Here is a 25931-nt window from a genome sequence, read left to right as displayed (position 1 = left end):
ACAGGAGTGCCAGGAGGGGATCATGACCAGCATCGCCCAGCTGCGCGAGCAGGTACGCGGGCCCGTCGTCGAGCCGGACGAGGCCGACTACGACGAGCTCCGCCGCGTCCACAACGGCGTGCACGACCGACGGCCCGCCCTCATCGTGAGGGCGACGTCGACGGCCGACGCCGTCGCGGCGGTGAACCACGCGCGCGAGGCGGGCCTCGACATCGCGGTCCGCGGCGGGGGGCACAGCGCCCCCGGCTTCGGGACGTGCGACGGCGGCGTCGTGCTCGACCTCTCGCTGATCAACAACGTCTTCGTGGACCGGGTGCGGAAGACCGCGCTCACCGGTGCCGGTGCCACGTGGGGCGACTTCAACCACGCCACCCACGCGTACGGACTCGCGACCACCGGCGGCATCATCTCGACCACCGGAGTGAGCGGCCTGACGCTGGGCGGCGGGGTCGGTTACCTCAACCGGGGCTGCGGGCTGTCGTGCGACAACCTCGTCAGCGCCGAGGTCGTCACCGCCGACGGGCGCGTCCTCCTCGCGAGCGAGCACGAGAACGAGGACCTGCTCTGGGCCCTGCGCGGCGGCGGCGGGAACTTCGGCGTCGTGACGTCGCTCGAGCTCGCCCTGCACGACGTCGGCACGATCTACGGCGGCCCCATGTTCTTCGAGGTCGAGGACGCGCCGGCCGTCATGCGCGCCTACGACGACTACATCCAGGAGGCCCCCGAGCAGCTGGGGGCGTTCTTCGGCTGGCAGATGGCCCCGCCGCTGCCGTTCATCCCCGAGGAGCGCCACGGGGACATGTTCTGCGTGATGGTCACGTGCTGGAGCGGCCGCCCGGAGCAGGGCGAGCAGGCGATCAAGCCGTTCCGCGACGTCGCCGAGGTCAAGGCCGAGCACGTCGGCCCGATGCCCTACCCGGCCCTCAACTCGGCGTTCGACGGGCTGTTCTACAAGGGGATGCGGCAGTACTGGAAGGCCGACTTCATCCGGGACCTGCCCGACGAGGCCATCGCGGCGCACGTCCGGCACGGGCCCCCGACGCCGTCGCTCTCGTCGACGATGCACCTCTACTCCATCAACGGCGTGACATCGCGCGTCGGCCCGGAGGAGACGGCGTTCGGACACCGCGACGCCCGGTACGTCATGGTCATCGGCGCGTTCTACGACACCCCGGCCGAGGACGAGGGCGCCATCCGGTGGGTCCGGGACTACTACGACGCGGTCCACCCCTTCGCGGGAACAGAAGGGGGGTACGTCAACATGCTGTCGGAGGACGAGGGCCGGGTGCCGCAGAACTACGGGCGGAACTACGAACGGCTGCGGCAGGTCAAGGCCACCTTCGACCCGGACAACCTGTTCCACCTCAACCAGAACATCACCCCTGCGCGGTGACGAGCGTCGCCCCGATCCCGTCCAGCAGCCAGTCGAGGATCCGCTCGAACGACTGCGGGGCGGGGTCGAGGCGGGCGGGGTCGTTCGCCCACCGGATGAAGTGCGGGTAGCGGCCCTCCTCGGTGATGCGCTGCAGGTAGGGCCCGGCCGCGCCGGCGAGGTCCTCGTCGGTCGGCAGCCCGGCCCGCTGCCGCATCGCCCGTTCCTCGAGCAGCGCCAGTCCGGAGCCGAACACGTGCCCCAGCACGGTGTTGACCGCTCCCATCCGCTCCGCAGCGCCGAGCTCGAACCCGTCGAGCGCGGCGAGGGCGGAGTCGTAGAGCGCGAGTGCGTGCGGCCCGAGCGGTGGGCGGCTGAACGCGAGCCGCGCGAACCACGGGTGCCGCTGCACCGCCTCCCAGCCGGAGAGCCCGAGCCCGCGCAGGCCGGCGCGCCAGTCCCCGGGGGGCACCGTGATCTCGCCGTAGACCTCGTCCGCCATGAGGTCGGCGAGCCCGTCCTTGCTGCCGACGTACCGGTACAGCGACATCGGCGTGCTCGAGCCGACCCGCGCCGCGACCGCGCGCATCGTCACCTCGCCGCGCACGTCGGCGTCCGCGATCTCGATCGCGGCGGCGACGATGCGCTCCCGGCTCAGCTGCTCACCGCGCGGCGGTGCGGGCACGTCGAACCACACGAGGCTCATTGCCGCATCGTAATCCGCCGTGTACAACGTACACGTGGATGTACGACGTACACGCGAGTGCGAGGTGCTGATCGTCGGCGGCGGGCTCGTCGGCCTCACGGCCGCGCTCGTCCTGCGCCACCACGGCCTGGCCGTCACGCTCGTGGAGCGGCGCACTGCCACCTCGCCGCAGCCCAAGGCCCGGCGCTTCCACGTCCGCAGCATGGAGGTCTTCCGCGAGCTCGGGCTGGCCGCCACGGTGCACGACGCCGCCCGGGACCTCGCCGACCACGACCGGATGGCCGTCGGGCGCACGCTCGCCGAGGCCGAGCGGCTGCCGCTCCGGCAGCCGGCCGGCGTGGACGCACCCGAGGTGAGCCCGGAGCTCCCCTGCCTCATCGCCCAGGACGTGCTCGAACCGGTGCTGCGGGCCGCCGCCCGGGACGTGGGCGCCGACGTGCGGTTCGGCACCGCCCTGACCGGCTTCGAGCAGGACACGGACGCCGTGGTGGCGGACCTGGGCGGGCGGTCGGTGCGCGCGGCGTACGTCGTCGCGGCCGACGGCGCGCACAGCGGCGTCCGACGGCGGCTCGGCATCGGGCGCTCCGGCCGGGGACCCGTCGGCGGTCCGAGCGTGAACGTCTACTTCCGCGCCGACCTCGCCGACGTCGTGCGCGGCCGCGAGTTCAACCTCTGCCAGATCGAGCACCCGGACGCGCCCGGCGCGATCGCGTCCGTCGACGGGCGGCTCCGCTGGATGTTCATGACCGGAGGCGAGCGAACCGACCGGGACTGGCCGACCGTGCTGCGCACCGCCCTCGGCGTGCCGGCCCCCGACCTGGAGGTGCTGAGCGTCCTCCCCTGGCAGGCCGAGATGCTCGTCGCGGACCGGTACTCCGCGGGCCGGGTGCACCTCGCGGGCGACGCGGCCCACGTGATGCCCCCGTTCGCCGCCATGGGTGCCAACACCGGGATCTCCGACGCCCACGAGCTCGGCTGGAGGCTCGCCGCGGTTCTCCGCGGCGCAGCGGCGCCCGCGCTCCTCGACGGCTACGCCGCCGAACGGCGCCCGGCCGCCTGGTTCGCGGCCGACCAGTCGGCCCGCCGCACGCTCGACCTGCGCGGCCGGACCACGCCCGATCCCGCCCTCGCACACCCGTTCGTACTGGTGGCGGGCGGGTTCCAGTACACGGACGGGACCCTGTGCCGCCCGGACGGCCATGACCCCGAACCCGTCGACCGGTTCGCACCCGCCGGCCGGGTCGGGACACGCGTGCCGCACCGGTGGCTCGACGCCGCGCGCAGCCGCTCGACGCTGGACCTGGGCGGCCCCGGCTGGGCGCTGCTCGTCGCGGGCGACCCGCGGCCCTGGGCGGCGACGGGCGCGGTGCCGGTGCACCGGCTCGACGCGGACTTCCTGCCCACGGGCACGGCGCTCCTGCTGCGCCCCGACGACATCGTCGCCTGGCGCGGCACCGACGTCACGGCGCCCGGGCGGGTGCTGCAGGAGCTCCTGCACCCCGCCCGGGACGCGAGCGTCCCGAACTCGACGGTTGATTCCACTGGGTAAGACCGTGGGGTCCTTCTCGGGGCCTCCTGGCGGCGCCGCGCAGCGTGCGGGGCCGCCCCTCGCAGCTCGACGGCGTCACTGCGCGACCCGCGACCTCCGAGCATCTGCAGCCCCTACGGGCAGCAGCGCGGGCAGGCCGGGGCCTGCCCGATGGTCCGCGCGGCGCCACCAGGAGGCGGTCCCCACCGGGCCGGGGCCGCAACCGGGGCCAGCGCAGCGATCAAGGGCAAATGGTCGCTCCCGGAGATCATTCGGCCACCATTTCGCCTTGATCGACCGCCGCGCCGACGCCCCGGTCGAGCGCTCCCCGATCGCCCGCGACCACTGAGAACCCGGGGATCAACCACCTAGTCGAGCAGGCCTTCGGGCGGGGTGAGGACGAGGCGCCCGGCGGCCAGGTCGACGGTCGGCACGATCGCCAGCACGAAGGGCACGAGCGCGTCGGAGCGCTCCGGCCGGGCCACGACGAGCATGTCGCCACCCGGGCCGTGCACGACCTCGCGGACCGAGCCGACGACGGTGCCGTCCTCCAGCTCGGCGCGCAGGCCCTCCAGCTGGTGGACGTGGAACTCCTCGTCGTCCTCCGGCGGCGCGATGGCGTCGGCCGGGATGAGGAGGCGGGTGCCGCGCAGCGCATCGGCGGCGGCGCGGTCGGGCGCCTCGACGAAGCGCACGAGGAGCCTGCCGGAGTGCGGCCGGGCCGACTCGACCGTCAACGTCCCGGCGGGGCCACCGGGGCGCTGCGCGATGAGCGAGGCCCCTGGCACGAACCGCTCGTCGGGCGCATCGGTGTGCACCTCGACGACGAGCTCGCCGCGCAGGCCGTGGGCCCGCACGGCGACCCCGACGAGGTACTCGGCTCCGGTCCTACCGGTCGGTGTCGACGACATCCACCCGCACGCCCCGGCCACCGATGCCGCCGACGACGGTGCGCAACGCGGTGGCGGTGCGGCCGCCGCGACCGATCACCTTGCCGAGGTCTTCGGGGTGCACCCGGACCTCGAGGGTGCGGCCGCGGCGGGTGGTGACGAGCTCCACCTGCACGTCGTCCGGGTGGTCGACGATGCCCCGGACGAGGTGCTCGAGAGCGTCCGCCAGCACAGTCACGACTCTTCGGAAGCCTCGGCGGAAGCCTCGGCCTCACCCTTCGAGCGGCGGTCGCTCTTCTTCCTGGGCGTGGTGGCCTCGGTGGTGGGCTCCTCGCCTGCGGCGGCGAGCGCCGCCTGGAAGCGGGCGTGCTTGTCGACCTTCTCCGGCTGCGGCTTCAGGGTGCCCTCGGCGCCGGGCAGACCCTTGAACTTCTGCCAGTCACCGGTGACCTCGAGCAGGTGCTGCACCGGCTCGGTGGGCTGCGCACCGACCCCCAGCCAGTACTGGGCCCGGTCCGAGTCGATCTCGATCAGGCTCGGCTCGTTCTTGGGGTGGTACTTCCCGATGGTCTCGATCGCCCGGCCGCTGCGGCGGGTGCGGGCGTCGGCGACGACGACGCGGTAGTAGGGCTGGCGGATCTTGCCCAGCCTCATCAGCTTGATCTTGACAGCCACGCTGGTCGGTGCTCCTCGCGGATCTGTGGTTCGGGTGGGTCCGCGCGGCTCGCGTGGGGTTACGGGCTGCGCATTCCTCGGCGTCTGGTGCGTCCGCGGCACGGTAGAGGGCCAGCCGCGGGGCCGATCGGCCATTCTGCCAGACGACCGCCGGCCCGGGCACATCGAGTGGCCCACGCCGCGATCCCCGTCGGTTCACGCCATGGGCATGACGCCGAGCAGCCCGAGCATCAGCACGACGCCCGGCAGCAGGTTGTTGACCTGGTGGGCGACGATCGACGGCAGCAGCCGGCCGGTGTAGAGGCGCGCGAGGGCGATGGGGATCGCCACGACCAGCAGCAGCGGCGCGCGGGTGAGCTCGAAGTGGGCCAGGGCGAACAGCAACGTGCTGACCACGAATGCCACCCAGCGGCCCGCGATCCGCTCGACGCCGCCCCACAGCAGGCCGCGGTAGAGGATCTCCTCGCACATCGGTGCGACGAGCACGACGATGAGCAGTACCACCACCGCCAGCACGGGCCCTGCCCGGAAGCCGCCGAGTGCGTCGCCCACCGCCGACGAGGCGTCCTGCCCCGCGATCGCCACGAACACGATCGACGCCGGGATCGTCAGCACGAGTCCGCCGAACCCGAAGGCCAACCCGAGCCCGACGTCGCGCCACGACCATTCGAGTCGCAGGTCGATGCGTGGTCCGTTGCCGCGCACCTTCGTGATCAGCAGCGCGGTTCCGGCGGCGAGCAGTGTGGGTACGGCGAGCCCGACGATGAGAAGGGCAACGGACGGCTCGGCCCCGGTGATGATCAGGTAGCCGCTGATGAGCCCGCCGGCCAGCAGGAAGACCGCCTCGGCGAGCAGGTACGCGCCCAGACCCCACCGGTGCGTGCGGGTCGGTGCCGGCGCACCCCAGGAGACGCCGCGGGGCGGGGTGCGGCCGATCGACGGGGCGGGGTACGGCACGGCGGCGGGATGGGCACCGGTGGCCGGGTAGGGACCGACAGGCGGGTACGGCCCCGGCGGGTACGGCTGCCCCGGTGGGTACGGCTGCCCCGGCGGGTACGGCTGCCCGCCCGCGTACCCCGGCGGCGGACCGAAGGAGCCGGGGTACGCCGGCCATCCGGGCGGTGGCGGCGGGGTCGTGGCCACGCCCGCCGGGTGTCCGAGAGGCGCCGTGGCGTACGGCGGGGCGGGCGGGACACCGCCTGCGACGCCCGCCGCGGGCACCTCCCACCCCGTTGGCCCGGGCGGCGGCGCCGCGTCCGGGGCCGGACCCGGCTCCGTGACGTCGGCCGAGGCGCCCTCTTCGCGGACGGGGTCGGCGTTGCCGGTGCCGACGTCGGCCTGGTCCCGTCCCGCGGCGACCGCCTCGTCCCCGGAGCCCGATCCGGACTCCTCCGAGCCTGGTCGGTCGTCCCTCTGCACCCCTCCCACGCCCCCGACGCTACCGGCCGGCGGCGGACGGCGCCGCTCGCCGGGCGCCCTTCGGGCAACGTCATGGCCGGATCGTCACCCGATCGAACCCGCAGGCACGCTTTCCGGTGAGGGGCACATCACCACAGCGGCGACGACGGGCGTCCCGGATCGTCCACCTGAGCAACCGCGGGATGCCCGCCATCACACTCGGCGACGGCCGGGAGCCCGCTGCGGGCCGTCAGGCGCCTGCGTGCACCGGCCTGCCACGCAGCATGACGAGGGCGGGCTCGTGCAGCACCGACAGGTCGGCCCGGGGGTCGCTCCGGTACACCACGAGGTCGGCGCGTGCACCGACCTCGAGCCCGGGGCGCCCGAGCCACGCCCGCGCCGCCCAGCTGGCGGCACCGAGGGCGTCGGCGGTGGACAGCCCCGCGCGGTGCAGGGCGATCACCTCGTCGGCCAGTCGCCCGTGGTCGATGCCGCCGCCCGCGTCGGTGCCCGCGTACACCGGCACCCCGGCCTCGACGGCGCGGCGCACCGTGTCGTAGGCACCCGCGTACAGCCGGCGCATGTGGTCGGCGTACGCCGGGTACTTGCGCGCCTGGTCGGCGATCCCGGGGAAGTTCTCGACGTTGATCAGCGTGGGCACGAGCGCGGTGCCGCGCTCGGCCATCTCGGCGATGAGGTCGTCGGTGAGGCCGGTGCCGTGCTCGATGCAGTCGATCCCCGCGCGGACGAGGCCCGGGATCGCGGCGGCCCCGAACACGTGCGCGGTGACGCGCGCGCCCGCGGCGTGGGCGGCGTCGATCGCCGCGGCCAGCACGTCGTCTGGCCAGACCGGGGCGAGGTCGCCCGCACCGCGGTCGATCCAGTCGCCGACGAGCTTGACCCAGCCGTCGCCCGCCGCGGCCTGCTCGGCGACGACGTCGGGCAGCAGCGCGGGATCGTCCAGCTCCAGCGCCATGCCGGGGATGTAGCGCTTGGGCCGGGCCAGGTGCCGGCCGGCGCGGATGATCTCCGGGACGTCGGTCCGGGCCTGCAGGGGTGTGGTGTCGATCGGCGAGCCGCAGTCGCGGATCAGCAGCGTGCCGGCGTCGCGGTCGGTGCGCGCCTGGGCGTCGGCCTCCTCCAGCCCGACGCCGCCGGTGGGGCCGAGCCCGACGTGGCAGTGGGCGTCGACGAGGCCCGGCACGATGAACCCGCAGTCGACGAGCGTCTCCGCGCCCGGGAGCGGCTCGACGAGCACGCCGGAGGAGTCGACGTGCAGCTCGACGGTGTCCTCGCCGGGCAGCAGCACCCCGCGCAACCGGTACACCAGGGGCACTTGACTACTTCTGCTTCGGGAACTTGAACTTGCTCGGGTCGAAGCCGGGTGGCAGCTGATCGAGACCCGGCGGGAGCTCGCGCAGTGACGGCGGCAGCCCGGACAGGTCCGGCATCCCGCCCCCGAGGCCCGGCGGCAGCCCGGCGGCGCGGGCGGGGGTGGGCCCGCGGCCCTTGGCCTTGCCCTTCTTGCCCTTGCGGCCCTTGTTCTGCTTCTTCGTGGCGCTGCGCCCGCCGAAGCCGAACTGCCCGGCCATCTGCTTCATCATCTTCCGGGCCTCGAAGAACCGGTTGACGACGTCGTTGACCTCGCTGACCGTGACCCCGGAGCCGTTGGCGATGCGCAGCCGCCGCGAGCCGTTGATGATCTTCGGGTCGGCCCGCTCGGCGGGCGTCATGCCGCGGATGATCGCCTGCAACCGGTCGAGCTGCTTGTCGTCGACCTGGGCGAGGGCCTCCTTCATCTGCCCCGCGCCGGGCAGCATGCCGAGGATGTTGCCGATCGGGCCCATCTTGCGGACGGCGAGCATCTGCTCGAGGAAGTCCTCGAGGGTGAGCTCGCCGGTGGAGATCTTGGCGGCGGCCTGGGCCGTGCGCTCCTGGTCGAAGGCCTGCTCGGCCTGCTCGATGAGCGTGAGCAGGTCGCCCATCCCGAGGATGCGGCTGGCCATCCGGTCCGGGTGGAAGACGTCGAAGTCGGCGAGCTTCTCGCCGTTGGACGCGAAGAGGATCGGCTCGCCGGTGACCTCGCGGACCGACAGCGCCGCGCCGCCGCGGGCGTCGCCGTCGAGCTTGGTGAGCACCACGCCGGTGAAGCCGACGCCGTCGCGGAACGCCTCGGCCGTGGCCACGGCGTCCTGGCCGATCATGGCGTCGACGACGAACAGGGTCTCGTCCGGCGAGACGGCGTCGCGGATGTCGGCGGCCTGGCGCATCAGCTCCTCGTCGACGCCCAGGCGGCCCGCGGTGTCGACGATGACGACGTCGTAGTGCTTGTCCCGGGCGTGCGCGATCCCGCGGCGCGCCACGTCCACCGGGTCGCCGACGCCGGTGCCCGGCTGCGCTGTCTGACCGGTCGCTGACGCGCCCGGATGTGGCGCGAACGTGGTGACACCCGCCCGCTCGCCGACGATCTGCAGCTGGTTGACCGCGTTGGGCCGCTGGAGGTCGCAGGCCACGAGCAGCGGCGTGTGCCCCTGGTTCTTCAGCCAGAGCGCGAGCTTGCCCGCGAGGGTGGTCTTACCGGAGCCCTGCAGGCCGGCGAGCATGATCACGCTCGGCGGCTCCTTGGCCAGCCGGAGGCGCCGCGTCTCGCCGCCCAGGATCGTGACCAGCTCGTCGTTGACGATCTTGACGACCTGCTGGGCCGGGTTCAGCGCACCGGAGACCTCGGCACCCTTCGCCCGCTCCTTGACCCGCGCGATGAACCCGCGGACCACCGGCAGCGCGACGTCGGCCTCCAGCAGCGCGATGCGGATCTCGCGCGCCGTGGTGTCGATGTCGGCGTCGGAGAGGCGCCCCTTGCCCCGGAGGTTCGCAAGGGTGCCGCTGAGGCGCTCGGAGAGGGTGTCGAACACCCCTCCAACCCTACTTGCGCGCCTCGAGGCCCTGCAGGGCCGCCAGTGCCTCCGCCGACGGCGACCCCGGCTCGGCGAAGTAGGTGACCACCATCTGCCCCGGGGCGCTCGCCACGGCGAGGGCCTCCCACCGCAGCGTCACCTCGCCGACGGCGGGCGACACCATGCGTTTGGCGCCCCCGGACTTCGCGCGGACGTCGTGGCGCGCCCAGAGCCTGCGGAACTCCGCGCTCTTCACCGACAGCTCGCCGACCAGCGTGACGAGGCGCGGGTCGTCCGGGGTGTCGGCGGCCGACGCCCGCAGCGCCGCGACGGTCTCCTCCGCCACGGCTGACCAGTCCGGGTACACCTCGCGCGCCGCGGGGTCGAGGAAGACGTGCCGCACGACGTTGCCTGCGCCGGGTACCCCGCCGCAGAGCAGCTCGGCCAGCCGGTTGTGGGCCAGCACGTCCATGCACCGGCCCAGGACGAACGCCGGCACGCCGGGCATCGCGTCGAGCAGCCGGGCGATCTCCGGGGCGACCCGCTCCGGGCCGCGGCGCGGGCGACGGAGCGCGCGGGGTGCGGGCGTGGCGAGCGAGGCGAGGTAGGCGGTGGACTCGTCGTCGAGGTCGAGCACGCGGGCGAGTGCCTCCACCACCTGCGCCGACGGGTGCCGGTCCCGGCCGCGTTCCAGGCGCAGGTAGTACTCGGCGCTGATGCCGGCGAGCATCGCGACCTCCTCGCGACGCAGCCCCGGCACGCGGCGCCGCCCGACCGGAAGGCCGTGGTCCTCGGGCCGCGTCAGCTCGCGGCGGGCACGGAGGAACTCGCCCAGCAGGTTCGGCATGCACCCCACGGTAGGCGCGGCCGCGGGGCGAGGGGTGGCCCCGCCACTACCCCCCTTCGCGGGGCCTCCCCGGTCCCTCCGCGCCGCTCGCAGGCTCGGTGGCATGACGCAGAACAGCACCAACCCCAGCACCGGCAATCCGAGCCACGACCTCACCGGACGCATCGCCGTCGTCACCGGGGCCAGCAGCGGGATCGGTGCCGCCACCGCGCGGGCACTCGCCGCGGGCGGTGCCCGCGTCGCCGTGCTGGCGCGCCGCGTCGACCGCATCGAGGCGCTCGCGAAGGAGATCGACGGTATCGCCGTCCCCGCCGACGTCACCGACCCGGCGAGCCTCGCCCGCGCGGCCGGGACGGTCCGCGCCGAGCTCGGCCGCCCCGACCTGGTCGTCGCGAACGCGGGTGTCATGCTCGGCGCGCCGTTCGCCGCGGCGCAGCCGGTCGAGTGGTCGTCCATGGTGGACACGAACATCAGCGGGCTGCTGCACACCGGCAAGGCGTTCGTCGACGACCTCCTCGCGGCCGCCGCCGACGGCAGGCCGGCCGACCTCGTGCACGTCGGCTCCATCGCGAGCCACGAGGTGTTCCCCGGCTACGCCGTCTACGGCGCGACGAAGGCGGGCGTCGCGGCGCTCACGCGCGGCCTGCGGCTCGAGCTCGGGCCCCGCGGGGTGCGGGTGCGCGCGATCGAGCCGGGGGTCACCGCGACCGAGCTGGGCGACACGATGCTCGATTCCGAGGGCCGGGAGACCCTCGCGCAGATCAGGAGCGAGGTCGGCCCGATCCCGGCGAGCGACGTCGCCGAGGCGATCGCCTGGTCGGCCGCCGCACCGGCCCGCGTCAACGTGGCGCAGCTGATCGTGGTACCGACGGCGCAGGGCTAGCGGCCGGTGCCGGCGCTGACCGGCGAATCCCAGCGGGGAGGGCTGACGGCCGTGATCGGGGCCGTCACGCGCGGGCGTGGTCGCGGGAACCGGCCGCGGTGCCGGCACCCCGTGCGGGCTCGGGGTCGGTGACGAGCCGGAGGCCGCCGCTGGCGGCCGCCCGGTCGACCACGGTGACGCTCCGCCACCCCGGCGGCGGGTCGCCCAGCAGCTCGGCCGCGGTGCGCTCGGCCCGCCGCGCGTGGGCGCAGAAGGAGTGCTCTTGCACCACCCGGCCGCGGGCGTACTGCCCGCGCCGGGCCTCCGCGGCGTCGGCCTGCAGCCACAGCAGGTGCGCGTCGCGCCCGGTGGCGGCGGCGAGGCGGGCCATCGCGGCCCGGGTGCGCGGTTGCGTGGCGGGCAGGTGCACGACGACTGTGGGGGTGGCGGAGACGGCGGCCCCGACCACGGCCGTGCGGTGCATCAGGTGCACGACCGGCCGCTGCCAGGCGTACGGCACGCCGCCCGCCACCGGGCGCAGCGCCGCCCGTTGTGCCTCCGAGTCGAGCACGGTGAGCCCGGCGGCGGCGGGCAGGCTCGCCAGGAGCGTGGACTTGCCGGCCCCCGGCATCCCGGCCACCAGCAGCAGCGTGCGGCCAGGCAGGGCGAGCCGCACCGGCGGTGTCGCGGTGGTCACGGAGTGCTCAACGTGCGGTTCGGGCGATTCGTTCCATTCGACCCGGGATCGCGTGATCACGATCATGCCCGAACCGCGACTCGTCCGCATCGGGAGCGCGACTCGCGGAGTGGGGTGCCCGGTCTTCCGCGCGCCGTGGTCTGCGTGTGCGCGAGCCGGGGCCTGCGCGTGCGACGTCAGCCGGCGGCGGTGAGCACGGCCTTCTCGATCCGCTGCCGCTCGGCCCGGCCGAGCGTGCCCTCGCCGCCCGCGCCGGCCAGGCCGAACGCGTCGACGACGGAGGCGCCGAGCGTCGACGCCTTGGCCCAGCGCACGTCGGCGCCGCACTCCTCGAGCGCGGCCGCCACCCGGTACAGCAGCCCGATCCGGTCGGTGCCGCGCAGCTCGAGGACGACGGCACCGGTGGCCTCGTCGTCGAACCAGAGCACCCGCGGCGGGGCGGGCGGGTCCACGACCGGGCCGCGCGGGGCGTAGTCGCGCTCCTTGCGGGCCAGTGCCTCGGGGAGCTGCAGGCCGCCTTCGAGCACGCGGGTGAGGTCCGAGCGCAGCAGGGCCGGGTCGGGCAGGCCGCCGAACCGCGGCGAGACGGTGAAGGTGAACACCGCGACGCCGCCGAGCGTCGCCAGCTCCGCGGCGTGGACCACCAGCGAGTGCAGGGCGAGGACGCCCGCCGCGGCGGCGAGCGAGCCGCTGCGGTGCGGCACCGCGACGACGACGCCCGCGGGGTCGCCCTCGTCGAGGCGCACCTGCGGCCGCCCGTCGGCCTCGACGGTGCCGGCCAGCTCGGTGGCGGCCGCGGTCGGCGGGGTGTGGCCGGGGAGCGACTTCCCGGCCAGCAGCGCCCGGCACCGGTTGGCGAGGTCGTGGATGAGCGTCCGCTTCCACGGGCTCCACACGCCGGGGCCGGTGGCCAGCGCGTCGGCCTCGGCGAGCGCTTCGAGGAGCTCCAGCAGCATGCCGTCGCCGTCGAGCGTGTCGACGACGCGGGTGACGGTGGCCGGGTCCTCCAGGTCGCGGCGGGTGGCGGTGTGCGGCAGCAGCAGGTGGTGGCGCACCATCCGGCCGAGCACGGCGACATCGGCGTCGGGGAAGCCGAGCCGCTGCCCCACCTGCACGGCGAGCGACTCCCCCACCTCGGAGTGGTCGCCGCCGCGGCCCTTGCCGATGTCGTGCAGCAGCGCGCCGACGAGCAGGAGGTCCGGGCGCGCGACGCGCGTGGTGAGCCGGGCAGCCTGGGCGCAGGCCTCGACGAGGTGCCGGTCGACCGTCCAGACGTGCGCCCGGTCCCGCGGCGGCAGATCGCGCACCGCACCCCACTCGGGGAAGAGCCGCCCCCACAGCCCGGTGCGGTCCAGCGACTCCACGACGTCGACCAGCGGGCGCCCGGTGCCCAGCAGCGACAGCAGCTCACCGCGGGCCGGCCGCGGCCACGGCGCCCGCAGCTCCGGTGCGGTGTCGGCGAGCCGGTGCAGGGTGCCGGCCGCGATCGGCAGGCCGGTGCGGGCGGCGGTGGCGGCCACGCGGAGCACGAGTGCGGGGTCGCGGGCGGCGGAGGCGTCGCGGGCGAGCGCGACCTCGCCGATGTGCTCGACGACGCCCGCGTCCAACGGGCGGCGCACCGGCGGGCGGCGCAGCGCGGCGAGCCCCCGCCGGGGCAGTGCGGTGCGGGCCGAGCGCAGCCCGACCTCGGCCGCGAACGCCACCGACCGGGCCGCCCCGGACAGCGCGCGGGCCAGCTCGAACCGGTCGGCGATCTCCAGCGCCGCGGCGACCTCGTCGGCATCCTGGGCGTGCAGGACGTCCCGGGCCCGGCCCGCGAGCCGGTGCAGCTCGGTGCGGACGTCGAGCAGCAGCATCCGGGCGTTCCGGACGTCGGCCGCGGGCCGGTCGACGAGCTGGGCCGCCGCGAGCGCGTCGACCAGCTGGATGTCACGCAGGCCGCCGTGGCCGTTCTTCAGGTCGGGCTCCACCCGGTGGGCGACGTCGCCGACCTTGCGCCAGCGCTCCTGCGCGCTGTCGGCGAGCTCGTCGAACCGGCCACGGATGCCGGCCCGCCACTGCTGGCGTACCGCGGCCCGCACCTTCTCCGAGAGCGCCGGGTCGCCCGCGATGTGCCGCGCCTCGAGCAGGCCGAGCGCGGCACGCAGGTCGCCGGCGGCCACCTGCACGGCCTGGCCCGGCGTGCGGACGGCGTGGTCGAGCCCGATCCCGGCGTCCCACAGCGGGTACCACAGGTCCCTGGCGAGCCGCTCGACGTCCTTGCGGCCGTCGTGCAGCAGGACCAGGTCGAGGTCCGACCACGGCGCCAGCTCCCGCCGCCCCAGCGCCCCGACCGCCACCAGCGCGGCCCGCTCCGTGAGCCCGATCGCCGCGGCCCGCGAGGACAACCAGAAGTCGTGCAGGTCGACCAGCGCCTCGCGCAGCGCCTCGGGACCGAGCCGCCGCTTGCCCGTGCCCTGCTCCAGCAGCACGGCCTTCGCCCGGGCCAGATCCCCCGCGTCCCCCGACGCCACGGCCACGGCACCCACTACGCGTCTCTCCTCCAGGCCTGGAACCCCAGCAAGGTGGCTGTGCTCCGGTTGAACCGGAGCACAGCTCGAACCGGAGCACAGCCACCTTGCTGCGGGAACGACAGGAACGACGGCCGTCAGATCGCGTCCGAGCCGCGCTCGCCGGTGCGGACGCGGACCACGGTCTCCACCGGGGTGACCCACACCTTCCCGTCACCGATCTTGCCGGTGCGCGCCGCCTCGACGACGGCGTCGACCACCTTGTCCGCGTTGGTGTCGTCCGCGACGACCTCCACCCGCACCTTGGGCACGAAGTCCACGGAGTACTCCGCACCCCGGTACACCTCGGTGTGGCCCTTCTGCCGGCCGTAACCCTGCACCTCGCTGACCGTCATGCCGAGCACGCCGATCTGCTCCAGCGCACCCTTGACGTCCTCGAGGACGAACGGCTTCACGATCGCCGTGACCAGCTTCATGGCTCAGCTCTCCTTGCCTGCGGCCGCGTGGACCTGCTCAGCGGGTGCGGGGGCGCTGGTCGCGGGCCGCGACGCGCCGATGCCGGCGAGGCTACGGTGGCTGGAGAAGTCGTAGCCGGTCTCCGCGTGCTCGGTCTCGTCGATGCCGGCGGCCTCGGCCTCGGCCGTGACCCGGCCGCCGCCGGTGACGGCCTTGACGATGTAGCCGAGCACGAGCGCGATCACGAACGAGTAGCCGAGCACCGCGAGCGCGCCCACGGCCTGGCGCCAGAGCTGGTCGAAGCCACCGCCGTAGAAGAGGCCGTCGACACCGGCCGGGGCGCTCGCGGTGGCGAAGAAGCCGACGAGCAGCGTGCCGACGAGGCCGCCGACCAGGTGGACGCCGACCACGTCGAGCGAGTCGTCGTAGCCGAACCGGAACTTGAGGCCGATCGCCAGTGCGCACAGGACGCCTGCGATCCCGCCCACCGCGATCGCCCCGAGCGGCGAGACCGACGAACAGGACGGGGTGATCGCGACCAGGCCCGCCACCACACCGGACGCCGCACCGAGGCTCGTCGGCTTGCCGTCGCGGATGCGCTCGACGAGGAGCCAGGCGAGCATCGCCGCCGAGGTGGCGACCATCGTGTTGACGAACGTGAGGCCGGCGACCCCGTTCGAGGCCACGGCCGAACCGGCGTTGAACCCGAACCAGCCGAACCACAGCAGGCCTGCGCCGAGCATGACCAGCGTGAGGTTGTGCGGCCGCATCGGCTCCTTCGGCCATCCGCGGCGCTTGCCCAGGACGATGGCGAGCGCGAGGCCCGCCGCACCGGCGTTGATGTGCACCGCCGTGCCGCCGGCGAAGTCGATGGCCTTGAGCTGGTTGGCGATCCAGCCGCCGGTCTCCGCGGTGACGCCGTCGAAGGAGAACACCCAGTGGGCCACGGGGAAGTAGACGATCGTGCCCCAGAGCCCCGCGAACAGCAGCCACGCGCCGAACTTCATGCGGTCGGCCACGGCACCGGAGATCAGCGCCACGGTGATGATCGCGAACATCGCCTGGAAGGCCACGAAGACCGTGGCCGGCACGGTGCCGACGAGCGGGACGTCGACGGGCGGGCCACCGTCGGTGGCGAGGTAGGTGCCGCCGAAGGTGCCCTGCAGGCCCGCGAACTCGGCCGGGTTTCCGAGCAGGCCGCCGCCGACGTCATTGCCGAACGCCATCGAGTAGCCGTAGAGCACCCACAGCACACCGATGAGCCCCAGTGCCGAGAAGCTCATCATGATCATGTTCAGGACGCTCTTGCTGCGGACCATGCCGCCGTAGAAGAACGCAAGACCCGGTGTCATCAGCAGCACCAGCGCTGAGCTGGCGAGCATCCAGGCGGTATCGCCGGTATCCACTCGCTACTCCCTCCCGTCTCGGCCGCCTGGGCCAGCGGCGAGCTGGGAGGAACTATCGGTTCGGCGTGTTTCGGACACCCTCCGCCGTTGTTTCCGACCCGTGAACGAGCCGGCTCCGGATGTTACGAGCGCGTTATCTGTCGAGAAGCGCGTCGACGAAGGCCGCCGGGTCGAAGGGGGCCAGGTCGTCCGGGCCCTCCCCCAGCCCGACCAGCTTCACCGGCACGCCCAGCTCGCGCTGCACCCGGAACACGATCCCGCCCTTCGCGGTGCCGTCCAGCTTGGTGAGCGCGATGCCCGTGACCTTGACGACGTCGCCGAACACCCGCGCCTGCGTGAGCCCGTTCTGCCCGGTGGTGGCGTCGAGGACCAGCAGCACCTCGTCCACCTCGGCCTGCCGCTCGACCACCCGCTTGACCTTGCCCAGCTCGTCCATCAGGCCGGTCTTGGTGTGCAGCCGGCCCGCCGTGTCCAGCAGGACCGCGTCGGCGCCCTCCTCCGCGCCCTGCTTGACCGCGTCGAACGCCACGCTGGCCGGATCGGCGCCCTCCGGCCCCCGCACGACCGTGGCCCCGGCGCGTTCCCCCCAGGTGGCGAGCTGCTCGGCGGCGGCGGCGCGGAACGTGTCGGCCGCGCCGAGCACCACGTGCCGGCCGTCCGCCACGAGCACGCGGGCCAGCTTGCCGGTGGTGGTGGTCTTGCCGGTGCCGTTGACCCCGACGACCAGCACCACGCCCGGGCGCCCGCCGTGCGGGAGCGCGCGCACGGACCGGTCCATGTCGGTGGCCAGCGCGTCCGTCAGCACGTCGCGCAGCAGCTGGCGGGCCTGCTCCGGGGTGCGCACCGCCCGGGCCGCCAGCTCGGAGCGCAGGGTGTCGACCAGCTCGACGGTCATCTCCGGGCCGAGGTCGGCCTGCAGCAGCGTGGCCTCGACGTCCTCCCACGACTCCTCGTCCAGCTCCCCGGCGCCGAGCAGGCCCAGGAGGCCCTGGCCGAAGCCGGTGCGGGAGCGGGCGAGCCGGCCGCGCAGGCGCTCCAGCCTGCCCTCCGTCGGCGCGATCTCGGGCGCCGCGGGCGGTGGGGCCGGCACGGGAGGAGCCGCGGGCGGCGGTGGCGCCACACCGTTCGTGGAGGGCGGCGCCGTGGTGGCTCGCCCGTCGCGACCCGGCGCGGGCTCGACCGGTGGTGCAGGCGGTGCGGCCTCCGCCGGCGGGGCCGTCTCCGCTGCGGGCGGTGCCTGCTCCTCCGGCGGGGCGGCCGCATCCGGCGCCGGGGACACCGGCGAGACGAACGGCGGGCCGTCCACGCTCGGCGCGGGCGCGGACGGCGGCTCGGCCCCGGGCGCCGGCGCGGGTGGCGTCTCCGGTTCCGCGGGCGCGGTGTCCGCGGCGCCGCTGGAGAAGGAGATCCCGCTCCCGGTCTGGTAGGTGCCACGCCGCGGCGGCTCGACCTCCTCGGGCTCGCGCAGGCTGATCTGGCGCCTGCGGCGCAGCACGAGGCCGAGCGCAACGGCGATGATCAGGACCGCCACCACGACGGCGACGACGATCCAGAGGGTCTGCGTGGTCACGGCTCCACCCTGTCATGCCCGCCGACCCCGAACGCCGGCATGGTGGCTTTGCCGGCGCAATACGCCAGTATGGCCACCATGCCGGCGCTCCGGCCCGGGGTCAGCTGGCCGCCCGGAGGCGTTGGCTGATCACGGTCGTGATGCCGTCGCCCCTCATGCTCACGCCGTACAGCGCGTCGGCGACCTCCATCGTCGGCTTCTGGTGCGTGATGACGACGAGCTGGCTCGTCTCGCGCAGCTCCTCCATCAGCGAGATGAGCCGGCGGAGGTTGACGTCGTCGAGGGCTGCCTCGATCTCGTCGAGGACGTAGAACGGCGACGGGCGGGCACGGAAGATCGCCACCAGCAGCGCCATCGCCGTGAGCGAGCGCTCGCCACCGGACAGCAGAGACAGCCGCTTCACCTTCTTCCCCGGCGGCCGGGCCTCGACCTCGACGCCGGTGGTGAGCATGTCGTCGGGGTCGGTGAGCACGAGCCTACCGTCGCCGCCGGGGAACAGCGTGCGGAAGACGATCTCGAACTCGCGGGCCACGTCGCCGTAGGCGGACGCGAAGACCTCGAGGATCTTGTCGTCCACCTCGCGGACGACGGTGAGCAGGTCGCGACGGGTGTTCTTGAGGTCCTCGAGCTGGGTGGAGAGGAACCGGTACCGCTCCTCGAGCGCGGCGAACTCCTCCAGCGCGAGCGGGTTGACCTTGCCCAGCAGCGCGAGGTCCTTCTCCGCGCGCTGGGCGCGCCGCTCCTGGGTCCCGCGGTCGAACGGCATCGGCGGGGGCTCGACGACCTCCTCGCCCCGCTCCTTCGCCGCGTCGTACTCGGCCATCTCGGCGGCCGACGGCGGCACCGGCACGTCCGGGCCGTACTCGGCCACGAGATCGTCGACGGCCAGACCGTGCTCGCCCAGCACCTTCTCGGTGAGCTGCTCGAGCCGCAGCCGGTTCTGGGCGCGCAGCACCTCGTCGCGGTGGACGGCGTCGGTGAGCTTGTCCATCAGCGCCAACAGGCGCCCGGTGGTGGCACGGGCCTCGCCGAGGGCGCGCTCGCGGGCGTCGCGGGCCGCCGCGGCGGCGTCACGCTCGGCGGCGGCCTCCGCGAGCGACTCGGCGATCCGCTCGCTCGCCGTCTCCCCCGCCGCGACCACGGCCTGCGCGATCCGCGCGTTGCGCTCCCGCGCCTCGCGCGCGGCCGCAGCGCGGGCCCTCGCCTGGCGTTCCGAGGCGGCCTGGCGCCGCAGGGAGTCGGCGCGCCCGGCGATCGCCCGCGCCCGCTCCTCCGCGGTGCGCAGCGTGAGCCGGGCCTCCACCTCCTCGGCCCGCGCGGCCGCCACCGACTCGGCGGCGGCATCGCGGACCTCGGTGTCGGGCTCGTCGTCCACCGGCTCGTCCTCGGCCACCGCGAGCTGCTGCTCGGCCGCCTCCAGCGCGAGCAGGGCGTCGGAGCGGCGGGACTCGACGGCGTCGCGGCGCTCGCGCAGCCGCTGCGCCTCGGCCGTCGCCGAGCGGACCGTCTCCTCGAGCCTGCCCAGCCGGGCCGACGCGGCGGCCCGCCGCGAGTCGGCCGCGTTCTGCACCTGCCGGGCGGCCTCGACGTCGGCGAGCCGGGCGGCCTCCTCCGCGCGGGCCCCCTCGAGCGTGGGACGCAGCCGGGCGAGCTCCTCCTCCACGGCCTCGCGGCGTTCGAGGGCCTCGTTGACCGCGGCCTGCACGTCCAGCGCGCTCGACGCTGCGCCCGACCCGCCGGACGCACGGGCGGCGCCGAGCACGTCGCCGTCGCGGGTGACGGCGGTGAGCTCCGGGTGCTCGGCGACGACGGCCCGGGCGGCGGCGAGGTCGTCGACGATCAGGACGCCGTCGAGCAGGAGCGCGACGGCAGAGGCGATCGGGCCCTCGGCGGTGACGAACTCGAGGGCCCAGCGGCCCTCCCCGATGTCAGCAGAACCACTTTCATGACGCGAGGTGTCGTCAAGGTGGCTTTGCTGACTTCCGCCGGAGGCCACCACGAGGCTGGCTCGGCCCGCGTCCTTCGTGCGCAGCAGCTGGAGCGACCGCACCGCTGCCTCCGGCGACTCCACCGCCAGGGCTTCCGCCAGGTCGCCCAATGCCGCGGCCACGGCGGCTCGGGCCTCCGGCTCGACGGTCAGCATGCCGGAGAGCGGGCCGAGCACGCCGTCGGTGCCCACCAGCTCGCCGGAGCCGTCGCGGCGGGCGAGGCTCACCGAGAGCGCGTCGACCCGGGCCCGCCAGTGCGCCCGCTGCTGCTCCAGCTCGCGCTCGCGGGCCACCAGCTCGGCGACGCGGGCGCGCGCGGCCTCGTGCCCCTCGGCGGCCTGGGTGCTGCGCTGCTCCAGGCCGCTGTCCCCCTCGTCGAGGGTGCCGAGCTCCTCGCGCGCGTGCTCCAGCTCGGTCTCGGCTGCTGCCGTGCGCTCCTGGGCCTCGGCGAGCGCCTCCGAGAGCCGCTCGATCTCGTCGGCCGTGGCGGCGGCGCCGCTGCGCAGCGCCTCGGCGCGGCCGGCGAGGGTGGCGAGGCCGGCCTTGCGGTCGGCGAGGGCCCGGACGGCCGCCATGTGCGCGCGCTCGGCGGCGGCGAGGGTCTTCTCGTGCTCGGCACGCTCCTCCAGGACCTCGGAGAGCCTGCGGCGGGCCTCGGCGACGGCCGCCACCAGCTCGGCCTCCTCCTCGGCGACGGCGTCGGCCTCGGCGTCGAGCTCGTCCGGGTCGCGGCCGGGGGCGCGTTCCTGCGGGTCCGCGAGGTGCCGGCTGCGCTCCTGCGCGAGCCGGACGGTGCCGGACAGCCGCTCGGCGAGCGCGGAGAGCCGGTACCAGGTGTCCTGGGCGGCGGCCAGGCGCGGCGCGTCCTGCGCGAGGGCGGCCTCGAGCCGCTCCTGCTCGACGCGCGCCACCGAGAGCTGCTCCTCCACCTCGGCGCGCCGGGCGCGGGCGCCCGCCTCGTCGGCCTCCTCGCGGGCGAGCTGGTCCCGCACGGTGACGATGTCATCGGCGGCCAGGCGGAGCCGGGCGTCGCGCAGCTCCGACTGCACCGACTGGGCCCGGCGCGCGATCTCGGCCTGCCGTCCCAGCGGCTTGAGCTGACGGCGCAGCTCCCCGGTGAGGTCGGTCAGCCGGGTGAGGTTGGCCTGCATCGCGTCGAGCTTGCGGAGCGCCTTCTCCTTGCGCTTGCGGTGCTTGAGGACGCCCGCGGCCTCCTCGATGTAGGCCCTGCGGTCCTCCGGCTTGCTCTGCAGCACGGAGTCGAGCTGGCCCTGCCCCACGATGACGTGCATCTCCCGGCCGATGCCGGAGTCGGACAGCAGTTCCTGGATGTCCAGCAAGCGGCACGACGAGCCGTTGATCTCGTACTCGCCCGCGCCGTCGCGGAACATCCGGCGGGTGATCGAGACCTCGGAGTAGTCGATCGGGAGGGCGCCGTCGGAGTTGTCGATCGTGAGCGTGACCTCGGCGCGGCCCAGCGGCGCCCGCCCCGAGGTGCCGGCGAAGATGACGTCCTCCATCTTCCCGCCGCGCAGCGCCTTGGCGCCCTGCTCCCCGAGCACCCAGCTGATCGCGTCGACGACGTTGGACTTGCCCGACCCGTTCGGACCGACGACGCACGTGATGCCCGGCTCCAGCCGTAGCGTCGTGGCCGAGGCGAAGGACTTGAAGCCCTTCAGCGTCAGGCTCTTGAGGTGCACGGGCGGAGTTCTCCAACGGCAGGGGACTTCTCGGCCGAGGTTACCGCTAGCGCTCCTCGAACCCCTGCAGGCCGCCGCGCGCCGCACTCCACTGTTCGACCACGTGGTCGACACTCCCCGGAGTCGAGCCGCTACGAAGAGCGTCCAAAAGTAACCCACACGAGTGACGTTCGCCTTCGGCGACGACCACGACGCGGCCGTCCGGGAGGTTGCGAGCGCTGCCGACAAGGCAGAGTTCGAGCGCCTTGGAACGGGTCCACCAGCGGAAACCGACGCCCTGCACGTGGCCGTGCACCCATGCCGTCAGGCGCACCGCCTGGTCGCTGCGGGTGATCACGAGCTGCTAGCTTACCCGTTCGTGCCCCCCAACCGGTCTAACGCCGGTGCGCAGATGCTCGCACTCGCGACCGGGGTCGTCCTGGTCGCCGGGGTCGCTGTCGCGACCTTCCCGGACGGCGTCGTGCCCACCGACCTGCGCACGGACGCGATCGCCGCGTCGACCGGCTCCCCGTTCGGCGCCGAGGTGGTGCCACGGGCCGCGCAGGTGGACGACCGGCCGCCGCCCACCGAGGTCTCCACCATGCACGCGTACGCGTCGGTGCCCGGCGCCACCTCGGGTGGCCCGGTGGACACCCCGGAGCCCCCGCCCCCGCCCCCGCCGGCACCCGCGGCTCCGAAGCGGGAGCCCATCGCGGTCGGCGGCACGATGGGCGAGGTCATCTCGCTGACGAACCAGCGCAGGCGTGAGGCGGGCTGCGGCGACCTCGCGCCCGACGCCCGGCTGACCCGGGCCGCGCAGGGACACGCGTCGGACATGAACGAGAAGGGCTACTTCGACCACGTGAGCCGGGACGGGCGCCGCTTCGAGCAGCGCGTCCGCGCGGCCGGCTACCCCCGGCCCGGGGCGGAGATCATCGCCAAGGGGCAGACCAGCGCGAGCCAGGTCGTGCGGGAATGGATGGCCTCGCCGTCGCACCGCTCCGCGATGCTCACGTGCGCCTTCACCACGGTCGGCGCGGCCCGGTCGGGCAACTACTGGGTGCAGGAGTTCGGGAAGTAGCCGCTCACGGCCCGCTCGCGAGCCGATGCCGGGTCCGGGGGCGGCCCCGCACGCGAACGGATGCCCTGACGGGCGGGAACGGGTCCGTGCCGGCGCCCCCGACGTGCCGGCACGGACCCGAGGTCAGCGGGTGGGCGACGCAGGGGGTGGGGTCACCGACGGCGGGGCCGGCGGCACCGACCCGGCCGGCGGAGCCGGGGTGGGGCCGGCGGTCGGCCCGGCGGTCGGCAGAGCGCCTGCGGGCCCTGAGCCCGGAGCGGGCGGCGCGGGCACCGCGACCACCAGCGGCGCGGGCGGGGTGTAGCGGCAGCGCCCGGTGCGCGGGTCGTAGTCCCACGTCCCCCGCGGGTAGGCCGCGTTGGCGCCGGCGTCTGCTCCCGAGCACTCGGCGCCCGACGTGTCGATCGGCATGCCGTCCTGGTCGAACAGGTAGACGCCGGTGAGCGGGTTGCCGGCGGCGTCCACCGGGCGGATGTCGCGGATCTCCCGGTCCCCGTCCTGCCACAGCCCGGGCACCGAGACGCTGTAGTCGGCCGGCGAGGGCTCGCGCGAGCCCGGCACCCCGTCGACGAGCATCCACAGCAGCACGAACGCGGCCAAGGCGTTCAGCGGCACCACGACCCAGAGCAGGCGCCGGTCGCGCCGGGTGCGGTGCCCCACCCAGACCGACAGGGGCACGGCAAGGAGCCCGAGCAGCAGCACCGCGGGCGCCTCACCCCCGGAGAAGACCGACACCACGAGCGCGGCGGCCGCGATCGCGCGCAGTACCCACCACGCCGGCTGGAGGCTCGCGACGAAGCCGGTGACCGTGCGGGTCGTCGGGCCCGCCGGCCGGGCCCCGGCGAGCCACCGCACCTCGGGGAGCGCGGCCACGCTCGGCACACGCGGCCCGTCGCGGAGCACGATCGGCAGGCCGATGGCGCCGATCACCAGCCCGACGAACACGACCGTGATCTCCCGCGCCGCGATGCCGAGCAGGAACAACAACGCCCCTGCGACGGGCGCCGCGAGCGCCAGCCGGGCGAGCCCGTGGCGGGGCCGCCCCGCCTCCTCCGGGTCCGCGGCCGGGTACCCGGCGGCGGAACGCAGCTCGGCGGCGTACGCGCTCGGTGGTCCCAGCCGCGCGGTCAGCGCGGCGACGTCGGCCCCGTCGTCGAGCTCGGCGGTGAGGTCCGCCAGGTGCGCCCGCACGTCGTCGAGGATCTCCGCAACCTCCGGGGCAGGGAGATCGGCGAGCGCCGCCCGCACCCCGTCCAGGTACTCCTCCGCGGCGGGGCTGGCCAGGTGCACCGTCGTCCCGTCGTTGCTCGTGCCGGCGTTCATGCCACGGCCACCAGCCCTTCCATCGTCTCGGCGAACGCCCGCCACGTCTTCGCCATCTCGTGCAGCCGGTCGCGCCCCGGCGCGTTCAGGCTGTAGTACTTGCGGTGCGGCCCCTCCTCGCTCGGCACCACGTACGAGGTGAGCAGCCCGGCGTTGTAGAGCCGCCGCAGCGTTCCGTACACGGAGGCGTCGCCCACCTCCTGCAGGCCGGCCGCGCGCAGGCCGCGCACCACCTCGTACCCGTAGCCGTCGCCGCGGTCGAGCACCGCTAGCACGGCGAGGTCGAGCACACCCTTGAGCAGCTGACTGGTGTCCATGCCTGCCCCCTTCTGTGCGGTGCACACTACTACGCATCGCGCAGTAGCGCGCGCAGGGCCGACCCGGCGCGTCCCGGCTACGCTTCGCCGCATGTCCGTCGTCGACAACGCCATCTACATCGACGGCAAGCGGGCGGCGGTGCCCGGCTCCCTCGACCGGACCTTCGCAGAGCTCCGGCAGTGCCCCGACCAGGGACGCAGCTTCTGCTGGATCGGCCTCCTGCGCCCGACGCCCGCGGAGATCGAGGCCGTCGCGCGGGAGTTCTCGCTGCACGGCCTCGCCGTCGAGGACACGATCACCGCGCACCAGCGCCCCAAGGTCGAGCGCTACGGCGACGTGCTGTTCGTGGTGCTGCGCCCGGCGCGCTACGTCGACCCCGTCGAGGTCGTGGAGATCGGCGAGATCCACCTCTTCCTCGGGCCCGACTTCGTCATCACCATCCGGCACGCCGAGAAGCCCGACCTCGGGCAGGTGCGGCAGCGGCTGGAGCGCGAGCCCGCCCTGCTCGAGCACGGCCCGTACGCCGTGCTGTACGCGGTCCTCGACAAGATCGTCGACGACTACTTCCCCGTGCTCCACGGCCTGCAGGACGACATCGACGAGATCGAGGTACAGGTCTTCGGCGGCGACCCCGGCGTGTCGAAGCGGATCTACCAGCTCTCGCGCGAGGTCATCGAGTTCCAACGTGCCGTCGAGCCACTGGCCGGCATCTTCGACGACCTGCGGGAACGCCTGGAGGACCAGGAGGGCGAGGACGACCTCGAGCTCCGGCGCGCGCTGCGCGACGTCGCCGACCACTCCACCCGCGTGCTGGAACGCACGGAGTCGTTCCGGCAGCTGCTCGCGAACATCCTCCAGGTCAACGCCGCGCTCGTCGGCCAGCGGCAGAACGAGGAGATGGCCCGCATGACACAGGCGGGCTTCGAGCAGAACGAGCAGGTCAAGCGCATCTCCGCGTGGGCGGCGATCTTCTTCGCGCCCAGCCTGGTTGCCTCGATCTACGGCATGAACTTCGACAACATGCCGGAGCTGCACTGGCTGCTCGGCTACCCGTTCGCCGTCCTGTTGATGGTTGTGGGCATGCTCGCGCTCTACCTCGTGTTCAAGCGGCGCGGCTGGCTCTGAACCCCGGTCGACGAGCTCGCGCCGCTCAGACCGGTACCGCCTCGATCACGTGCCGGGCCAGGTCGGCGCGGGTGACGCCGGCCAGCTCCAGGTCGGCGCCGGCGAGCAGCGCGCGCCACGCGTCCGACGGGCGCGGACGTACGCATCGGCTCCCGCCGGGACCTCCGCGAAGAAGTCACCGGGTACGACCCCCTCGCGAAGTCGTGCGCCGCCAGGACACCCGCGCCGGCAGCGCGGGACGGGAACGCATCGCGGCGTCGAAGACCTCGCCGTGCTCGGGGTGCCGGCGCCGGTACTCCCACACGTCGGAACCCAGGACGTGGACGGCCGCGTTCCCGCCCGTCCGGATGCCGTACCGGAGCTCCTCCCAGGCGCGCCACTCGTAGTCCGCACCCATCGTGCACGCGACGGGCTTCGCGGAGAGCGGATGGTCGCGGCGCAGGTACTGGCCCATCGCCGTGAGCGCGAACCGCCGGTCGGTTCCCTCGTCGAGGATCCCGACCGATGCCAGCGCCCTGAGGAGCCGATAGAGCGCCGGTTCGATGAGCGTCTGCAGCTACTGGTACCCGTCCATCGGCCCTCCCGGTCCCAGGCGTCGGGGAAGGC

The 25931-nt window shown here is 74.5% G+C and carries 23 protein-coding genes; 5 read left to right on the top strand and 18 right to left on the bottom strand.

Translation table 11 applies throughout. From position 1 onward, the window contains the following. Nucleotides 1–22: 22 nt before the first annotated feature. Nucleotides 23–1393 (top strand): FAD-binding oxidoreductase, encoded by a 1371-nt coding sequence (locus ABEA81_RS34550; protein ID WP_345611073.1) that lies wholly within the window; start codon nt 23–25, stop codon nt 1391–1393. Here the strand turns inward: ABEA81_RS34550 and ABEA81_RS34545 are convergent. Next, a complete protein-coding gene (locus ABEA81_RS34545; protein ID WP_345611072.1) occupies nt 1377–2078 on the bottom strand; it encodes a TetR/AcrR family transcriptional regulator C-terminal domain-containing protein in 702 nt (233 codons plus the stop codon). The two genes, ABEA81_RS34550 and ABEA81_RS34545, sit on opposite strands and share 17 nt — an antisense overlap. A gap of 34 nt (nt 2079–2112) precedes the next feature. On the opposite strand from ABEA81_RS34545, the gene ABEA81_RS34540 reads away from it, so the two are divergent. Next, nucleotides 2113–3627, top strand: coding sequence for an FAD-dependent monooxygenase (locus tag ABEA81_RS34540; RefSeq protein WP_345611070.1), 1515 nt, complete (start codon nt 2113–2115; stop codon nt 3625–3627). 347 nt (nt 3628–3974) lie between these two features. On the opposite strand, the gene rimM is transcribed toward ABEA81_RS34540, so the two are convergent. The 7 genes from rimM to ABEA81_RS34505 form a co-directional block, all read right to left on the bottom strand. Further along, complete coding sequence (gene rimM, locus ABEA81_RS34535) at nt 3975–4517, bottom strand: ribosome maturation factor RimM (protein WP_345611069.1); 543 nt, start codon at nt 4515–4517, stop codon at nt 3975–3977. After that, nucleotides 4495–4734 carry an RNA-binding protein gene (locus ABEA81_RS34530; RefSeq protein WP_094928718.1) on the bottom strand — a complete coding sequence of 80 codons (240 nt, stop codon included), beginning with the start codon at nt 4732–4734 and terminating at the stop codon, nt 4495–4497. Before ABEA81_RS34530 ends, rimM begins: the two co-directional genes overlap by 23 nt. Continuing rightward, entirely contained in the window at nt 4731–5171 is a 441-nt protein-coding gene (gene rpsP, locus ABEA81_RS34525; protein ID WP_345611067.1) for a 30S ribosomal protein S16, read from the bottom strand. Before rpsP ends, ABEA81_RS34530 begins: the two co-directional genes overlap by 4 nt. 195 nt (nt 5172–5366) lie before the next feature. Continuing rightward, nucleotides 5367–6599 (bottom strand): CPBP family intramembrane glutamic endopeptidase, encoded by a 1233-nt coding sequence (locus ABEA81_RS34520; RefSeq protein ID WP_345611066.1) that lies wholly within the window; start codon nt 6597–6599, stop codon nt 5367–5369. Nucleotides 6600–6819: 220 nt separating this feature from the next. Then, nucleotides 6820–7896: an amidohydrolase family protein gene (locus tag ABEA81_RS34515; protein ID WP_345611124.1), complete on the bottom strand. Its 1077-nt coding sequence runs from the start codon at nt 7894–7896 to the stop codon at nt 6820–6822. 13 nt (nt 7897–7909) lie between these two features. Then, complete coding sequence (gene ffh, locus ABEA81_RS34510; protein ID WP_345611064.1) at nt 7910–9481, bottom strand: signal recognition particle protein; 1572 nt, start codon at nt 9479–9481, stop codon at nt 7910–7912. 10 nt (nt 9482–9491) lie between these two features. Next, a complete protein-coding gene (locus tag ABEA81_RS34505) occupies nt 9492–10310 on the bottom strand; it encodes a helix-turn-helix transcriptional regulator (RefSeq protein WP_345611062.1) in 819 nt (272 codons plus the stop codon). Nucleotides 10311–10413: 103 nt separating this feature from the next. Between ABEA81_RS34505 and ABEA81_RS34500 the strand changes: the two genes are divergently transcribed. After that, nucleotides 10414–11193 carry an SDR family oxidoreductase gene (locus ABEA81_RS34500; RefSeq protein WP_345611061.1) on the top strand — a complete coding sequence of 260 codons (780 nt, stop codon included), beginning with the start codon at nt 10414–10416 and terminating at the stop codon, nt 11191–11193. 64 nt (nt 11194–11257) lie between these two features. On the opposite strand, the gene ABEA81_RS34495 is transcribed toward ABEA81_RS34500, so the two are convergent. The 7 genes from ABEA81_RS34495 to ABEA81_RS34465 form a co-directional block, all read right to left on the bottom strand. Next, on the bottom strand, nt 11258–11869 hold the full coding sequence (locus ABEA81_RS34495; RefSeq protein WP_345611059.1) for an AAA family ATPase: 612 nt from the start codon (nt 11867–11869) through the stop codon (nt 11258–11260). Nucleotides 11870–12045: 176 nt separating this feature from the next. After that, nucleotides 12046–14397 carry a [protein-PII] uridylyltransferase gene (locus ABEA81_RS34490; RefSeq protein WP_345611057.1) on the bottom strand — a complete coding sequence of 784 codons (2352 nt, stop codon included), beginning with the start codon at nt 14395–14397 and terminating at the stop codon, nt 12046–12048. Between the two features lie 119 nt (nt 14398–14516). Continuing rightward, the gene (locus ABEA81_RS34485; protein WP_345611056.1) at nt 14517–14855 is read right to left on the bottom strand and encodes a P-II family nitrogen regulator; all 339 of its coding nucleotides are present in this window, start codon (nt 14853–14855) and stop codon (nt 14517–14519) included. A 3-nt stretch (nt 14856–14858) separates the two neighbouring features. Then, entirely contained in the window at nt 14859–16241 is a 1383-nt protein-coding gene (locus ABEA81_RS34480; protein ID WP_345611055.1) for an ammonium transporter, read from the bottom strand. Nucleotides 16242–16374: 133 nt separating this feature from the next. Then, on the bottom strand, nt 16375–17811 hold the full coding sequence (ftsY, locus tag ABEA81_RS34475) for a signal recognition particle-docking protein FtsY (protein ID WP_345611053.1): 1437 nt from the start codon (nt 17809–17811) through the stop codon (nt 16375–16377). 100 nt (nt 17812–17911) lie between these two features. Further along, nucleotides 17912–21499 (bottom strand): chromosome segregation protein SMC, encoded by a 3588-nt coding sequence (gene smc, locus ABEA81_RS34470; protein WP_345611052.1) that lies wholly within the window; start codon nt 21497–21499, stop codon nt 17912–17914. Between the two features lie 46 nt (nt 21500–21545). Continuing rightward, nucleotides 21546–21836: an acylphosphatase gene (locus ABEA81_RS34465; RefSeq protein WP_345611050.1), complete on the bottom strand. Its 291-nt coding sequence runs from the start codon at nt 21834–21836 to the stop codon at nt 21546–21548. A gap of 54 nt (nt 21837–21890) precedes the next feature. Between ABEA81_RS34465 and ABEA81_RS34460 the strand changes: the two genes are divergently transcribed. Continuing rightward, the gene (locus ABEA81_RS34460; protein ID WP_345611048.1) at nt 21891–22559 is read left to right on the top strand and encodes a CAP domain-containing protein; all 669 of its coding nucleotides are present in this window, start codon (nt 21891–21893) and stop codon (nt 22557–22559) included. A 123-nt stretch (nt 22560–22682) separates the two neighbouring features. On the opposite strand, the gene ABEA81_RS34455 is transcribed toward ABEA81_RS34460, so the two are convergent. Together ABEA81_RS34455 and ABEA81_RS34450 are read right to left on the bottom strand one after the other, a co-directional pair. Beyond that, nucleotides 22683–23882 carry a DUF1700 domain-containing protein gene (locus ABEA81_RS34455; protein WP_345611047.1) on the bottom strand — a complete coding sequence of 400 codons (1200 nt, stop codon included), beginning with the start codon at nt 23880–23882 and terminating at the stop codon, nt 22683–22685. Further along, nucleotides 23879–24199 (bottom strand): PadR family transcriptional regulator, encoded by a 321-nt coding sequence (locus tag ABEA81_RS34450; protein WP_345611045.1) that lies wholly within the window; start codon nt 24197–24199, stop codon nt 23879–23881. The genes ABEA81_RS34455 and ABEA81_RS34450 overlap by 4 nt, the downstream gene beginning before the upstream one ends. A 91-nt stretch (nt 24200–24290) precedes the next feature. Between ABEA81_RS34450 and ABEA81_RS34445 the strand changes: the two genes are divergently transcribed. Further along, a complete protein-coding gene (locus tag ABEA81_RS34445; RefSeq protein ID WP_345611043.1) occupies nt 24291–25325 on the top strand; it encodes a magnesium and cobalt transport protein CorA in 1035 nt (344 codons plus the stop codon). Nucleotides 25326–25500: 175 nt separating this feature from the next. Here the strand turns inward: ABEA81_RS34445 and ABEA81_RS34440 are convergent, their stop codons facing one another. Continuing rightward, nucleotides 25501–25779 carry a hypothetical protein gene (locus ABEA81_RS34440; RefSeq protein WP_345611041.1) on the bottom strand — a complete coding sequence of 93 codons (279 nt, stop codon included), beginning with the start codon at nt 25777–25779 and terminating at the stop codon, nt 25501–25503. Nucleotides 25780–25931: the final 152 nt, after the last annotated feature.

Origin of the sequence: Pseudonocardia adelaidensis (assembly GCF_039543345.1) — a bacterium.
Classification (GTDB): domain Bacteria; phylum Actinomycetota; class Actinomycetes; order Mycobacteriales; family Pseudonocardiaceae; genus Pseudonocardia; species Pseudonocardia adelaidensis.
This window is presented reverse-complemented; position numbering and strand designations above follow the sequence as displayed.

What these genes read in the sequence shown, in the direction of transcription:
- ABEA81_RS34550 (WP_345611073.1), top strand. Translation starts at nt 23, where the DNA reads ATGACCAGCATCGCCCAGCTGCGCGAGCAGGTACGCGGGCCCGTCGTC.
- ABEA81_RS34545 (WP_345611072.1), bottom strand. Translation starts at nt 2,078, where the DNA reads ATGAGCCTCGTGTGGTTCGACGTGCCCGCACCGCCGCGCGGTGAGCAG.
- rimM (WP_345611069.1), bottom strand. Translation starts at nt 4,517, where the DNA reads ATGTCGTCGACACCGACCGGTAGGACCGGAGCCGAGTACCTCGTCGGG.
- ABEA81_RS34505 (WP_345611062.1), bottom strand. Translation starts at nt 10,310, where the DNA reads ATGCCGAACCTGCTGGGCGAGTTCCTCCGTGCCCGCCGCGAGCTGACG.
- ABEA81_RS34500 (WP_345611061.1), top strand. Translation starts at nt 10,414, where the DNA reads ATGACGCAGAACAGCACCAACCCCAGCACCGGCAATCCGAGCCACGAC.
- ABEA81_RS34485 (WP_345611056.1), bottom strand. Translation starts at nt 14,855, where the DNA reads ATGAAGCTGGTCACGGCGATCGTGAAGCCGTTCGTCCTCGAGGACGTC.
- ABEA81_RS34460 (WP_345611048.1), top strand. Translation starts at nt 21,891, where the DNA reads ATGCTCGCACTCGCGACCGGGGTCGTCCTGGTCGCCGGGGTCGCTGTC.
- ABEA81_RS34455 (WP_345611047.1), bottom strand. Translation starts at nt 23,882, where the DNA reads ATGAACGCCGGCACGAGCAACGACGGGACGACGGTGCACCTGGCCAGC.
- ABEA81_RS34450 (WP_345611045.1), bottom strand. Translation starts at nt 24,199, where the DNA reads ATGGACACCAGTCAGCTGCTCAAGGGTGTGCTCGACCTCGCCGTGCTA.
- ABEA81_RS34445 (WP_345611043.1), top strand. Translation starts at nt 24,291, where the DNA reads ATGTCCGTCGTCGACAACGCCATCTACATCGACGGCAAGCGGGCGGCG.
- ABEA81_RS34440 (WP_345611041.1), bottom strand. Translation starts at nt 25,779, where the DNA reads ATGGGCCAGTACCTGCGCCGCGACCATCCGCTCTCCGCGAAGCCCGTC.